Origin of the sequence: Sphingobacterium sp. MYb388, assembly GCF_037479535.1 — a bacterium.
Lineage (GTDB): Bacteria > Bacteroidota > Bacteroidia > Sphingobacteriales > Sphingobacteriaceae > Sphingobacterium > Sphingobacterium anhuiense.
This window is the reverse complement of sequence record NZ_JBBGYV010000008.1, coordinates 191,249-204,715: the sequence shown is the minus strand read 5'-3', so window position 1 is coordinate 204,715 and position 13,467 is coordinate 191,249. Positions and strand designations below refer to the sequence as shown.

Below are 13,467 nucleotides of genomic sequence, written 5' to 3'. Positions count from 1 at the left end.
ATTCACTCTGCAAACTAGTTTGCAGAGTGAATTTTAAATATTTCAATGAGCTCTGGAATATTAGAGACATTTAATTTTTCAAATATTCTGCTTTTGTAAGTACTTACAGTTGACGGGCTAAGATCTAAGCTCGTAGAGACTTCAATGATACCCAATCCCTGCATTAAATACTTTGCAACATCCACTTCTCTGTTTGAAAGTCGTGAAAGCGGATTCATCGTGTTTATCTTAGCTTTGGTTTGAGTTAGCTTCTTAACGTAAAGGTCTTTTACTTCATCCGACATGTATTTTCCTCTTTCTTTTATTGTTAATATTGCATTACTAAGCTCTGCCATAGCCGTGCTTTTATTGACAAATCCTGCAGCGCCAGCTTCAATATATCTTAAAGCATAAAGAGATTCATCATAAGAAGAGAATACCAGTATTTTGATGGACGGTTGTATTTCTAGAATTTCTTTTACTACTCTAATATTATTTCCTCCAGGCATATTGATATCGAGTAATAGTAGATCAAAATCTTCTTTTTCCAACAATGTTAGAACCTCACTATAATCCTGAGCCTGTGTAATGATACAGGATGGCATAGTTTCTTTTATAATGACAGATGCTCCTAATCGAACAATACTATGGTCGTCGGCAATTAATATTTTTTTCATGAGCGATATTTAGGAAATATTATGTTGCGAATTGTGTTGTTTAAAAATAAACAAAAATACTGAATTCGAAATAATAAATGCGTGTAAATATAGTCAAAGATTAGTTCTTTTCTGTTTATTTTATTTCTCGCTACTTTGTGTTGTAAATTGGCTAACGATATTTTACCGTAAATATTAATATTTTTGTGTCAGTTATATTGAAATAAGCTTATATTTAGGTAGAGAATTACAATAATTGCAATATTAAACATTTATTTTATGGGAATTTTGAAAGAGTTTAAAGAATTTGCTATGCGCGGTAGCGTAGTTGATTTAGCAGTCGGTGTTATTATCGGTGGTGCATTTGGAAAAATTGTAACGTCATTGGTAGATGATATCATCATGCCACCAATTGGTTATTTGACAGGAGGTGTTGATTTTTCAGAAATTAAATATGTACTTAAAGCTGCAGATGAGGTTGCAAAAAAGCCAGAAGTAGCGATTAACTTAGGAAACTTTATTAATGTCGTGATCCAATTTCTAATTGTTGCATTTTGTATTTTTATGGTGATAAAAGCCTTAAATTCGATGAAACGTAAGGAAGATAAAGCTCCTGAAGTGGCACCTGCTCCAACAAAAGAAGAAACACTTTTAACAGAAATCAGAGATTTACTTAAAAATAAGTAATCATATACTTTGGTAAAAAATTAGATGAAGAATACCCTATTCTTCATCTGTTTTTTATGGAATATTTCGATATTTTGGAGAAGTTGCATTTATTGTTTGTTATTCTCTAAAATATATTTTACTTTTGCATTCCTCTTTAGGGAGTTTTATTAATAGAATCAAAACATAATTTAGCATATTAAGCGTCATGAAAAGAACATTTCAGCCATCGCAAAGAAAAAGAAGAAACAAGCACGGATTCAGAGATCGCATGAGTTCTGCAAATGGTAGAAGAATTTTAGCTTCTCGTAGAGCAAAAGGTAGAAAACGCCTTACAGTTTCTGACGAAGGTCGTCACAAAGGTTAATATTTTTGCGTAGCTGGTGGCCAGGAGGCTCGTGTAATGACATGGCCGACTTTTCAGTCATCGATTATGATTAAAAATACATTTAAAAAAGAAGAACGTTTATGTAGTGTCAAGTTGATTGACACGCTGTTTCATAAAGGTTCTTCTTTTGTTTGTTATCCCTACCGTGTTGTCTTCTATGCTCAAAGAGAAGATACTAACCTCATTTTGGAAAATTCTTTATCACAGGTAATCTTAGCGGTTTCAAAACGCCGGTTCAAACGTGCCGTTGATCGTAATCTGATGAAGAGACGTATGCGTGAATGTTATCGTTTACAAAAAAATGATGGCTTAACACCATTTTTACTGGAACATCAATTACCTTTGTTATTTACAATACAATATGTTGGTAAAGGCTTGTTAGCATATGATTTTCTGTATAGTCATATGGAAAAAGCTTTGATAAAATTAAAGAATGAGTGTTCTAAACTATATTTGGCAAAAGATAATCAAGCGGATATTTAGTCTGCTATTCTTAGGTATTATCCGATTTTATCAAATTTTTATCTCTCCTTTCTTGGGAGCTAATTGTCGTTATACGCCAACCTGTTCTCAGTATGGTTATCAAGCTATACAAAAGTATGGCCCATTTAAAGGAGGATGGTTAGCTATTAAACGTATCTTGAGTTGTAATCCGTGGGGTGGTCATGGCCACGATCCGGTTCCTTAATCTTTTTACTATAAATATGCATACTTATATTTTACAAATAGAAACCTCGACTTCTGTATGTTCAGTAGCTCTAGTTGAATCAGGTAACGTCCGTCAGCACGAAAGTGTTGATGAGCCGAATGTGCACGCTTCTCAATTGACACTTCTTATTCAAGCTTTGCTGGATCAGGAAAATATAGGTTTTAAAGATTTATCCGCGATTGCAGTAAGTATGGGGCCTGGATCTTACACTGGCTTAAGGATCGGAGTTTCTACCGCTAAGGGTTTGTGCTATGCCCTGGATATACCTTTGATCGCTGTCAATACGCTAGATGCTATTTATTCAGGTTTTCGTGCGAATGAAGGGAAATCACTATCGTACGATCTTTATATCCCGATGTTAGACGCGAGAAGGATGGAGGTGTACTGTGCTTCATTTGATGATACAGGAAAATCGGTAGTAACTACTCAAGCTTTGATTATCGATGCTACAAGTTTTGATCAATTTATAGTACAATACCCTCGTATTTGTTTATTTGGTCCGGGAGCGGATAAATTAAAAGATGTATTTAGTACTGGACAAGGTGTAGATATTATTGAGGAAGTACAGACGAACGCGACTGATATGAGCAAAATTGCTTTCGATAAGTATCAAGCTAAAGATTTTGAAGATGTTGCTTACTTCGAACCCTATTATTTAAAAGATTTTGTTGCAACCACTGCAAAGAAAAGACCTGGTTTATAACCAGCCTTTTCTTTTGAACCAGTAATAGATTGCTAGCGATATTCCGAGCATAATAATAATTGCTACAGGATATCCATAGTACCATTCTAGTTCAGGCATGTTTTTGAAATTCATACCGTAAACGCCAGCGACAAAAGTAATCGGCATAAAAAACACGGAAAAAATGGTTAAAATACGCATGATTTCGTTCGTGTGATTGGAGGAAATATTAAAATAGATATTGAGGAGCTGACTTGTGTTCTCTGAAAGATTGTCGTACAGGGTATTGGCTCTCAAATATAGATCTTTTAAATCTCGGCTGTAGACATTGCGTTTTTGATTAGCATGAAAGTGCTCTACAATTTCTTTGTACAATATGATAACCTTCCTGACAACATCAATCTGTCTTTTAATAAAATAGACATGTTTGAGGACTAGCTTTTTTTGACGTGTCAGAAAAACGCTTTCTTCATATTCATCCAATTTAGTAGATATTTTGGGCAGTATTTTTTCAAAAGAGGCCAGCGCCGCCGTGCTCAGGTAATTAGCTAAATGTTTACTGTCTTTTAATTTTGGAGATCTAAAATCCAAAAGTTTCATTTTATGAATGAATTCTACATTTTTCTTATGAAGTGTAATGACGAAGTCTGCACCATAGAAAATAGTTAAACGGTCTGTTATTTCACCAATATTGTCGGAGTTATCCTTAAATGTTGCAGATACCATCCTTAGGATAATAAAAGTATAGTTGTCAAACTCTTCTATTTTTGGAAGATGTTCAGGTTCTAAAGAATCTTTAATAGATGCCTGATTGAGGTTATATTTTTCTTTCAAAATTTCGAGATCCGTTATACTTGGCTCGAATACATCGACCCATTCATAACTAGCTTGCTCTTTACTTACTATAGTGGATATCATAAATTAATCGGATTTTAGGTTAATATACCGAAGAGATTTTCAAAAAGCAAATTGTTGTTAAATAAGAAAGCCGCTCATGAGCGGCTTTCTTATTTAACTATTTTAGAAATGTTATTTCTTTTCTTTTTTATATTCTTCATTTAATTGTTTCACCACTTCATTCGTGATTTCCAATTTTGAATCAGCATATAATACTGTCGGATTTGATTTCGAATATGTCAGTACAAGTGTATAACCGTTATCACTTGCATGTTTCTTCAAAAATTCGGTAATTTTATTGTAGACATTATTAAATTCAGCGGATTCGTCTTGTTGTATTGAAGCAGATGCATTTTGATCTAAACGGCTTAATTCGTCTTGTTTACGTGCTAATTTTTCTTCTGTCGCTTGTCTTTCTGCAGCACTTAAATTAGGTGCTTTTTGTTGGTATTCTGCAACTTCACGTTGAAAAGCTTGGCTTTTTGCCTGAAGATCTGTTTGTGCTTTTTTAACTTTTGCTTCTAATTTACTTCTAATGTCCTTAAAGTACTCATATTTTTGAGATAAAGAATCTGAATTGATGTATACAATTTTCTCAACTTTTGTTGAAGAAGTGTTTGCTGAAGTAGAATCTTTGGAAGTTGTAGCACCAGTACTTTTTCCCTCTTGGTTACAAGAAATAGCGGCTACTGATATTGCTACGCCTAAAGTTACCTTTGATAATGTTGAAAATATATTACTCATTGTTTATTTGATTACACGTTTTAATAAGAACAAACCTACTATAAAAAAATTACATTTAGGATTTTCGACTGCTAAAATATAAAATAATTATGGAATAATAGCGCATTAAATTGCTTGTTATCACTTCTCGTTGACTTGTTAAAGTGGTTAAAATTTCGTATTTTTGATTACAAGTATTTAATTAGTTTCAATGAGCGAAGAAAACAAAAATGCATCATCCTATTCAGCCGATAATATCCAAGTTTTAGAGGGATTAGAGGCTGTACGTAAACGTCCTTCCATGTATATTGGAGACACAGGGGTTAAAGGTTTGCACCATTTGGTATATGAGGTCGTCGATAACTCTATCGATGAAGCCGTTGCAGGTTATTGTACAGATATTTTTGTCACTATCCATAAAGACAATTCTATTTCCGTAAAGGATAACGGACGTGGTATTCCAACAGGTATCAATAAAAAGGAGAATAAATCGGCACTGGAAATTGTAATGACTGTATTACATGCTGGTGGTAAATTTGATAAGGATACGTATAAGGTATCAGGTGGTCTTCACGGCGTGGGGGTTTCCTGTGTAAATGCTTTATCTATTCATTTGTCCGCAGTTGTTCACCGTGATGGTAAAGTTTTCCAGCAAGAGTATGAAAAGGGAAAACCTTTATATACGGTGAAGGAGATTGGTGAGTCTGATGCTACGGGTACTATTGTTACGTTTACTCCCGATAGTGAAATTTTCACAACGACTACGACTTATAACTATGATACATTAGCGAGTCGTCTTCGTGAATTATCTTTCTTGAATAAAGGGATCACTTTATCTTTAACAGATGAGCGAGAAACTTTGGAAGACGGTACTTTACGTCAAGATGTGTTTTTATCTGAAGGTGGTCTACAAGAATTTGTCCAGTTTTTAGATAGTAACCGTCACCCGATCATACCACATCCGATTTATGTGGAGGGTATCAAACAAGGTATTCCTGTTGAATTGGCTTTACAGTATAACGAGACTTACACTGAAAATGTACATTCATACGTGAATAACATTAATACCATTGAAGGAGGTTCACATGTTGCCGGTTTTCGTCGTGGTTTGACCCGTACTTTAAAAGCATATGCCGATAGATCTGGTTTATTGAAAAATTTGAAGGTAGAAATTACTGGAGATGATTTTCGTGAAGGTCTAACAGCTGTTATTTCGGTGAAAGTCGCTGAACCGCAGTTTGAGGGACAGACAAAAACCAAATTGGGTAACTCTGAAGTAATGGGTGCTGTTGATGTTGCCGTAGGAGAGATTTTAAATATCTATTTAGAAGAGAATCCTCGGGAAGCAAAAGCAATTGTACAAAAGGTTGTAATCGCAGCTCAGGCTCGTGCCGCGGCTCGTAAAGCTCGTGATCTTGTACAAAGGAAAACTGTAATGGGTGGTTCTGGTTTACCTGGTAAGCTCGCAGATTGTCAAGATAATGATCCTACAAAATGTGAAATTTACTTTGTGGAGGGAGATTCGGCAGGTGGAACAGCAAAATCAGGACGTGATCGTAAATATCAAGCGATTATGCCACTTCGTGGTAAAATTCTAAACGTAGAAAAAGCAATGGAACATAAGATCTATGAAAATGAAGAGATCAAAAATATGTTTACTGCCCTAGGTGTTAGTTTAGGTACCCCAGATGATCCTAAAGCATTAAACTTAGATAAATTACGTTACCATCGTATCATTATCATGACCGATGCGGACGTCGATGGTTCTCACATCACAACTTTAATTCTAACGTTCTATTTTAGATACATGAAAGAATTGATTGAGAAGGGATACATTTACATCGCTACTCCACCATTATATTTGGTTAAAAAAGGTAAAGATCATCAATACGCTTGGACTGAAGATCAACGCTTAAATGCTATTCAGCAATTGAAAGGTGGAGGTAAAGAAGACAGCGTACATGTACAACGTTATAAAGGTCTTGGAGAAATGAACGCTGAACAACTATGGGATACAACAATGAATCCTGAGACGCGTACATTAAGACAAGTGAACATCGAAAATGCGGCTGAATGTGATCGTATATTCTCAATGTTAATGGGTGATGAGGTTGCACCCCGTCGTGAGTTTATTGAGCGCAATTCACGTTACGCTAAGATCGATATTTAATTATTTTAGATTTTAATCTTTGAAAGGTCTAACTACTCAGGTAGTTAGACCTTTTTTTTTGAATTAGAAAAATCTATATTTTTTGTCTAATTAGGTTAATAACTGTAACTTATATATGGTATTAGTATTTTCGTTGTACTTAAATTACGTTTTTTCGTCGATTTTAGGTTAACGATTAGCTCTCTACTAAAGCGTGTTCTATGATCCGTTGATAACCTTCTTCAACCATATAATACGTATTGGTTTGCTGTAATTAAAGATTAATGATGCTGATTGATAAAAATTATGATTTACTTCGCCTATCTTATTTAGGTGATTATTTTTGCTTTTACCCTAAGTGAGAATGCGATAATGCTATAAAAAAACCTCTCCTGGTTTTTAATTGTAGCAACCGTTATAGCTTCTTTTAAAGAATTAATTGATGCATTCGTTACAATATTTCTTTAAGTAACATAATTATTACTTATTGTAATAGTCGTGTTCCGATATGTGAAATAATATGAAATTAAACTTTTTATTATCTATATATCAAATTTATGATTCTTATTTTTTTAAGTAATAAGTTTTTGAGACTTAAACTTTACCTATTAATTTGGATCTTGTTAGGTAGCGCTATTGCAACATATGGTCAAGAGTATAATGAATTGACTTTTGATCAGTTACTTGAACAACTATTGGAAGAATTAGAGGAGGATGTCGATGCGAGCGAAATTTCAGAGAGATGGTCATATTACCTGAAAAATCCGATTGATTTAAATAAAACAGACGGACGTGAATTAAACGATTTATTATTTTTAAGTGTTATTCAGATCGAAAGCCTGTTGGCACACAGAAAAGAATCCGGTGATTTTATTTCTAAACAGGAGTTACAAAGTATAATCGGGTTTGATTTGCGTACAGTTCAGTATTTACTTCCTTTTGTTACTGTTTCAGGTGATATGCATTACAGAGATTTTACAGTTAAGAATTTCTTAAAATCGAAGCAAGAAGTTATGTTACGATATGGACGTTTATTGCAACGTGCCAAAGGATATTCGATTACTGATACAGCCAGGTCGCGGTACATTGGGGATCCGAATCGATATACTGTACGTTATAGGCTCAATTATAATGATAAGATTCGGCTTGCTATTAATATGGATAAAGATGCCGGGGAGTTATTCTTCAGAGACAAGCAACAATATGGTTTTGATTTTTATGGTGCGAGTCTATCAATTAGAGATCTTGGGAAAGTAAAACATGTAGTCATTGGAGATTTTGCCTTACAAATTGGTCAGGGTTTGACGATGTGGAATGGATTGAGTTTCGGTAAAGGAAGCATGATCGAAAGTTCTGCTAGGCAGGGGATAGGTTTAAGACAGTACACATCTTTGAATGAAGCAAATTTTTTAAGAGGTGTAGCAGGTTCTTTGTCTTTAGGTAAATTTGAATTTACACCTTATATTTCTTATCGAAAGATTGATGGCAATATGGAAAAGGTCAATGATGATTGGGTGATATCTACTTTGTCCACTTCAGGTCTTCATCGTACCCCAACAGAACAGCGATATCGTAATGCGATCGGACAACTGGTTTATGGAGGTAACTTACTTTACAGCAAAAATAGATTTAAGATAGGTGGAAATTTTGTTGCTACCCATCTAGAAGGTGTTAAACTTTTGGGCAAAGCTCTTGAAAATAAATATGATTTTGAGGGTAATTTACTTCGAAATGCTAGCCTCTATTATAATTACACTTATCGTAATTCTTATTTTTTTGGAGAGATTGCTACGAGTTTTGATGAAGGATATGCTTGGTTAACGGGAATTATGACCAGTATAACTCCAAAGTTTTCCACAGTTCTTTTATATCGTGATTATCAAAAGAACTATCATAGTTTCTTTGCCCAGTCAATGGGAGAAAATAGCAGTACTAAGAATGAAAAAGGACTCTATACAGGTCTTGTTTTTCATCCCTCTCGAAAAATTCAATGGACCGCTTATCTGGATGTTTTTAAGTTCCCTTGGTTGCGATACCGCGTACTAGCACCTTCTTCAGGCTATGATATTATGTCCCAATTCTCTTATATCTGGTATAAGAAGGGCCAGATATCAGTGCGCTTCCGATACCGTGTGAAAGAAGAAAATACTTCGGCTTCAAAAAATGAAAAGGTTTTCTTGGCAACAGTTAATAAATACCAATTGAGATTTGAATACAAATATAAATTAAGTAATATCTGGAGCATTCGTAGTAGGCTTGAAGGTGTTCAATATCTGAAAGAGTCCGAACAAAAAGAATTTGGGTGGATGGCCTATCAGGATCTGTTTTTTAACCCCAAGAGTAGTAAAATAGCAACAAATATGCGTTTAGCTTATTTTCATACTGATAGTTATAATACCCGGATTTATGCTTTTGAAAATGATGTCTTATATGCTTCTTCCTTTCCACTGTATTATCAAAAAGGTTGGCGAATGTATAATAATATACGTTACAGAATACATCGAAATATTGATTTATGGACTAAAATATCAGCTTTCTATTATCCTGAACTTGAAAAAATAGGTTCGGGGTTAGATGAAATTCAGGGAAATATCAAATCAGAAGTTAAAGTACAGCTAAGATTCCAATTTTAATGAAGACGAATTTTGAAGAACAGCTGAAAAAGCTTCCATTTCTTAAAATTGTGCTATTTTATGGTATTGGAATAGGAATTGCCAATTTTTTTGAACCTAGCAAAAGCATGTTTAATTTGATACAATTACTGCTTGTTTTTAGCTTTTTATCGCATCTCGTATTTTTCTTTTATACTTCCCGTTTAGAAATTTTATCTATTGTAAATAGCTACATTATTTTGATTTTTTTCGGAATTTGGAATATCTGGAGAACGCATGATCAGGTGGATATTAACCATTTTCTCATTGGTACTAGTGATCAGTATATTGCGATGGTGGATGAAGAACCGGTTTTTTACAATAATTCAGTTCGATTTTCTGTAACTCTGTTAGCAAAACGTATCGATTCAACATTTCAAAAGGCGACAGGTCGGCTTATGGTGACGTTGCCTTTTGATCAAAAAGACTCTCGTATACAATATGGTGATGAGATGGTTTTAAAAAATAAGGTGAAACCCATCCCAAAGCCACTTAATCCATTGGAGTTCAATTATAGAGATTATTTAAAAAATCAGGGTATCGATGGCCAGATTTATTTGAAGTCAAAGGAGTATAAAATCATTCGTCATCATCAAGGTTTTGGGATTAAAGCCCGAGCTTTAGAATTAAGGAGGGAGCTCGTCAGTAAATTTAGAAAATATCTGAAAGATGAAGATTCTTTTCAAATTGCAGTGGCATTGATCGTTGGTTATAGAGCAGTGATGTCACAAGATATTGTGCAGACTTTTAGTAATACAGGTACTATTCATGTGCTGAGTGTTTCAGGTATGCATGTTGGAATAGTCTTTATTGTTTTGATGTGGTTGCTAGCCAAAGTAAGTGGTAATTATACTCTAAATCTTTTAAGAATTGTTATGTTGCTTTGTGCGATCTGGAGTTATACCATCTTAACGGGAATGGCACCTTCCATATTACGCGCAGCGATCATGTTGAGTTTTTTTCTTATTGCTAGATCAATGCAGCGGGAAGGCAATATGCTCAATACAATGGCATTTTCTGCATTCCTACTTTTATTATTGCAGCCCAATATATTATTTGATATCGGGTTTCAGTTATCTTACTTTGCTGTTTTAGGAATTGTTTTATTTTTTCCACTGTTTAAACGTCTATCTATTTTTGAAAGTAATCGCTTCAGTCGCATCATATGGGATAGCGTCGCTATTTCTTTGAGTGCTCAAATTATGACAGCACCGTTTTCATTGTTTTATTTTGGACAGTTCCCAAATTATTTTTTAATTGCGAACTTACTTGTTGTTTTACCTGTTACGCTCATTATGTATATCGGGATGGCGATGATGTTCATTCCTGTTGATATTATCAATGTTTGGTTAGGGTATGCTATGGATTGGCTTATTAAGAAAATGTTTTTCACATTGGAGTTTTTGGATCAATTACCTTTTGCAACATGGACTGGAATTGTCCTTTCTCCAACTTTAGTTTTGATCAGTTTAGTTTTCTTGTTCAGTTGTAGTTATGCATTTTATTGGAAAAATAAGTTTGCTCTATACATGAGTGTATGTTTTCTATTGATTGGCCTTAGCACTTTCAGCTATTTACAGTATTTGCAGTTTAATTATACAGGATTTCGCATTTACAGTACCAGAAAAGAGATTGCACTTGCTTTTATACAAAAGAATAACATCACCATGGTTAGTTCTTTCAATTCTTTAGATGCCAGAAATTTGGTTTATAGTGTAAAAAGGGATTTGTCACGTTTCTCTAATTGGGAAGATATTAATTTTCTTCCATTGATATCATATGATTCTGTAAGGACAAATTACCTTATTCAGAAACCCAATTTAACAATCCAAATTATGGAGCATTCTTTACTAAGTCATCGCTCTACAGATATTTTACTTGTTAGAAAAAATAGTAAATGGAATTTTATGGAAAATGTAAGAATTATAAAACCTAAGCTTGTGCTGTTTGATGGAACGAATAGCGATTTCAATATTCAGATGTGGAGACAGCAACTTGATGATATGGGGGTGGCGCATTATACCATAAAAAATAATTTTGCGTATGTTTGGGACAAGGAGTTATTATGAGTGTAGATAGCATCAGCATATTAAAACAGTATTGGGGACATGATGAGTTTCGACCTCTTCAGGAGGAAATCATCCAATCTGTACTGGATAAGAAAGATACCCTAGCTTTATTGCCTACAGGTGGTGGTAAATCAATCTGTTTCCAGGTTCCGGCAATGATACTTCCTGGTATCTGTATTGTCGTGACGCCTTTAATCGCTTTGATGAAAGATCAGGTAAAACATCTCAAGGATATCGGTATCGAAGCTGTTGCTATTTATTCGGGTCTTAAACCACGAGAAGTTGATATTATATTGGACAATTGTATTTTTGGCCATATAAAATTTCTTTATTTATCTCCCGAACGTTTGTATAGTGAATTGGTACAGGAACGTATCAAACATATGCCTGTCAATCTCTATGCAATCGATGAGGCTCATTGTATTTCACAATGGGGGTATGATTTTCGACCTTCTTACCTTCAGTTGTCTAAACTGAGGGAGATACATCCTGATATTCCTTTTCTAGCTTTAACTGCAACAGCTACCACGTCTGTAATTGCAGATATTCAGGATAAATTAGCCTTTAAAAAGAAGAACGTATTTGTTAAAAGTTTCTTGCGTGATAATCTCGGATATATGGCGCTGGAAGAAGAAAATAAATCGGGACGGATGCTTCGTGTCATTCAAAAGCTGGGAGGCTCAGGTGTCGTCTATGTGCGAAATAGAAGAGAGACTCAAGAGATTGCACGTTTCTTAGTAAACAATGGGATCTCCGCGGATTTTTATCATGCTGGTTTGATAGGAAAAGACCGTGATGATAAGCAAGAAGCTTGGATGCAAAATAGAACACGCGTTATTGTTGCGACCAATGCCTTTGGGATGGGAATTGACAAATCGGATGTCCGGTTTGTTATTCACTTGGATATCCCTGAATCTTTAGAAGCTTATTATCAAGAAGCAGGAAGAGCGGGCAGGGATGGAAAAAAGGCTTATCCTGTTATGTTATATCAGCAGGAAGATAAGAATCGTCTTTTAAAAAATTTAGAACTGAGTTTTCCAACCGTAGCCTTCATTCAACAAGTCTATCATTACCTATGTAATCACTTTCAAATTCCTTATGGTGCAGGGGAGGGAGTTGTATTTGATTTTGATGTAGTCTCCTTTATAAAAAAATATAAACTTGAAACAATTCCTACTTTAAGTGCCCTCAAGTTTTTAGAAAAGGATGGCTGGTTGACGCTTTCTGAAGCTGTCTTTATTCCTTCTCGATTTAAATTTGCAGTGAACCATCAAGAGCTCTACAAAATTCAAGTTCAATATGAGCATTATGATAAACTTATAAAGGCTATATTAAGATCGTATGGAGGAGTATTTGATGATTATATTTCCATAAATGAATATGAGTTTGCAAAAAAGTTAGGTGTTTCTTATGAGCAAATTGTAAGTTTAATCAACGCCTTGGTTAAAATGGAAATTGCGAGTTATATTCCTCCAACAGATAGCCCACAGCTATCTTTTCTGCAGGACCGTGTTGATTATAAAAATCTTTATGTAGACCATGTTTTCATTAGAGAAAGACAACGCGTAAAGACTGTTCAGATCGAGGCGATGCTCAATTATATTGAGCATTCACAATGTCGTAGCCAGTCACTACTCCATTATTTTGGTGAACAGAATACACTATTTTGTCAGGTCTGTGATCTGTGCCTAATTCGTAATCATCGTGTGAAATTGCATCATAATATAAAATTAGAGATAGAACGCATTTTACTGAACGAAGCTCAAACGATACATGATCTGATTGGAAGGCTTTCTCTTGGTGATGATGAAATAAAATTGGAAGTAGTGCGAAATTTAATAGATCATCATAAGATTAAGGTCGTAGATGATCGGTATATCTGGAATACCAATATCTAG

General features: G+C 34.6%; 12 protein-coding genes. 9 read left to right on the top strand and 3 right to left on the bottom strand.

Features of this window, described 5'->3' with window-relative positions; all coding sequences use genetic code 11:
* Positions 1 to 14: 14 nt before the first annotated feature.
* Positions 15 to 656, bottom strand: coding sequence for a response regulator transcription factor (locus tag WH188_RS21350; RefSeq protein ID WP_168128362.1), 642 nt, complete (start codon positions 654 to 656; stop codon positions 15 to 17).
* A gap of 258 nt (positions 657 to 914) precedes the next feature.
* On the opposite strand from WH188_RS21350, the gene mscL reads away from it, so the two are divergent.
* The 5 genes from mscL to tsaB all read left to right on the top strand — a co-directional run bounded on the left by mscL (position 915) and on the right by tsaB (position 3,101).
* The gene (mscL, locus tag WH188_RS21345; protein WP_021190117.1) at positions 915 to 1,322 is read left to right on the top strand and encodes a large-conductance mechanosensitive channel protein MscL; all 408 of its coding nucleotides are present in this window, start codon (positions 915 to 917) and stop codon (positions 1,320 to 1,322) included.
* A gap of 187 nt (positions 1,323 to 1,509) precedes the next feature.
* Positions 1,510 to 1,668 (top strand): 50S ribosomal protein L34, encoded by a 159-nt coding sequence (gene rpmH / locus WH188_RS21340; protein ID WP_045753170.1) that lies wholly within the window; start codon positions 1,510 to 1,512, stop codon positions 1,666 to 1,668.
* A 66-nt stretch (positions 1,669 to 1,734) separates the two neighbouring features.
* On the top strand, positions 1,735 to 2,172 hold the full coding sequence (locus WH188_RS21335) for a ribonuclease P protein component (RefSeq protein ID WP_168128363.1): 438 nt from the start codon (positions 1,735 to 1,737) through the stop codon (positions 2,170 to 2,172).
* Positions 2,123 to 2,377: a membrane protein insertion efficiency factor YidD gene (gene yidD, locus WH188_RS21330; RefSeq protein WP_168128364.1), complete on the top strand. Its 255-nt coding sequence runs from the start codon at positions 2,123 to 2,125 to the stop codon at positions 2,375 to 2,377. Before WH188_RS21335 ends, yidD begins: the two co-directional genes overlap by 50 nt.
* Positions 2,378 to 2,393: 16 nt before the next feature.
* Complete coding sequence (gene tsaB / locus WH188_RS21325; protein ID WP_168128365.1) at positions 2,394 to 3,101, top strand: tRNA (adenosine(37)-N6)-threonylcarbamoyltransferase complex dimerization subunit type 1 TsaB; 708 nt, start codon at positions 2,394 to 2,396, stop codon at positions 3,099 to 3,101.
* On the opposite strand, the gene WH188_RS21320 is transcribed toward tsaB, so the two are convergent.
* Positions 3,096 to 3,998 (bottom strand): CorA family divalent cation transporter, encoded by a 903-nt coding sequence (locus tag WH188_RS21320; protein ID WP_168128366.1) that lies wholly within the window; start codon positions 3,996 to 3,998, stop codon positions 3,096 to 3,098. The genes tsaB and WH188_RS21320 overlap by 6 nt on opposite strands.
* Positions 3,999 to 4,109: 111 nt before the next feature.
* On the bottom strand, positions 4,110 to 4,721 hold the full coding sequence (locus WH188_RS21315) for an OmpH family outer membrane protein (RefSeq protein WP_021190122.1): 612 nt from the start codon (positions 4,719 to 4,721) through the stop codon (positions 4,110 to 4,112).
* Between the two features lie 190 nt (positions 4,722 to 4,911).
* Here WH188_RS21315 and gyrB point away from each other — a divergent pair, with 190 nt between their 5' ends.
* The 4 genes from gyrB to WH188_RS21295 all read left to right on the top strand — a co-directional run bounded on the left by gyrB (position 4,912) and on the right by WH188_RS21295 (position 13,467).
* Positions 4,912 to 6,870 (top strand): DNA topoisomerase (ATP-hydrolyzing) subunit B, encoded by a 1,959-nt coding sequence (gyrB, locus tag WH188_RS21310; RefSeq protein ID WP_168128367.1) that lies wholly within the window; start codon positions 4,912 to 4,914, stop codon positions 6,868 to 6,870.
* A gap of 566 nt (positions 6,871 to 7,436) precedes the next feature.
* On the top strand, positions 7,437 to 9,482 hold the full coding sequence (locus WH188_RS21305; RefSeq protein WP_206368698.1) for a helix-hairpin-helix domain-containing protein: 2,046 nt from the start codon (positions 7,437 to 7,439) through the stop codon (positions 9,480 to 9,482).
* Positions 9,482 to 11,569 (top strand): ComEC/Rec2 family competence protein, encoded by a 2,088-nt coding sequence (locus WH188_RS21300; RefSeq protein WP_339424636.1) that lies wholly within the window; start codon positions 9,482 to 9,484, stop codon positions 11,567 to 11,569. The genes WH188_RS21305 and WH188_RS21300 overlap by 1 nt, the downstream gene beginning before the upstream one ends.
* Positions 11,566 to 13,467, top strand: a complete 1,902-nt coding sequence (locus tag WH188_RS21295) for a RecQ family ATP-dependent DNA helicase (protein WP_339424635.1) — start codon at positions 11,566 to 11,568, stop codon at positions 13,465 to 13,467. Before WH188_RS21300 ends, WH188_RS21295 begins: the two co-directional genes overlap by 4 nt.

What these genes read in the sequence shown, in the direction of transcription:
- WH188_RS21350 (WP_168128362.1), bottom strand. Translation starts at nt 656, where the DNA reads ATGAAAAAAATATTAATTGCCGACGACCATAGTATTGTTCGATTAGGA.
- mscL (WP_021190117.1), top strand. Translation starts at nt 915, where the DNA reads ATGGGAATTTTGAAAGAGTTTAAAGAATTTGCTATGCGCGGTAGCGTA.
- rpmH (WP_045753170.1), top strand. Translation starts at nt 1,510, where the DNA reads ATGAAAAGAACATTTCAGCCATCGCAAAGAAAAAGAAGAAACAAGCAC.
- WH188_RS21335 (WP_168128363.1), top strand. Translation starts at nt 1,735, where the DNA reads ATGATTAAAAATACATTTAAAAAAGAAGAACGTTTATGTAGTGTCAAG.
- yidD (WP_168128364.1), top strand. Translation starts at nt 2,123, where the DNA reads ATGAGTGTTCTAAACTATATTTGGCAAAAGATAATCAAGCGGATATTT.
- tsaB (WP_168128365.1), top strand. Translation starts at nt 2,394, where the DNA reads ATGCATACTTATATTTTACAAATAGAAACCTCGACTTCTGTATGTTCA.
- WH188_RS21320 (WP_168128366.1), bottom strand. Translation starts at nt 3,998, where the DNA reads ATGATATCCACTATAGTAAGTAAAGAGCAAGCTAGTTATGAATGGGTC.
- WH188_RS21315 (WP_021190122.1), bottom strand. Translation starts at nt 4,721, where the DNA reads ATGAGTAATATATTTTCAACATTATCAAAGGTAACTTTAGGCGTAGCA.
- gyrB (WP_168128367.1), top strand. Translation starts at nt 4,912, where the DNA reads ATGAGCGAAGAAAACAAAAATGCATCATCCTATTCAGCCGATAATATC.
- WH188_RS21300 (WP_339424636.1), top strand. Translation starts at nt 9,482, where the DNA reads ATGAAGACGAATTTTGAAGAACAGCTGAAAAAGCTTCCATTTCTTAAA.
- WH188_RS21295 (WP_339424635.1), top strand. Translation starts at nt 11,566, where the DNA reads ATGAGTGTAGATAGCATCAGCATATTAAAACAGTATTGGGGACATGAT.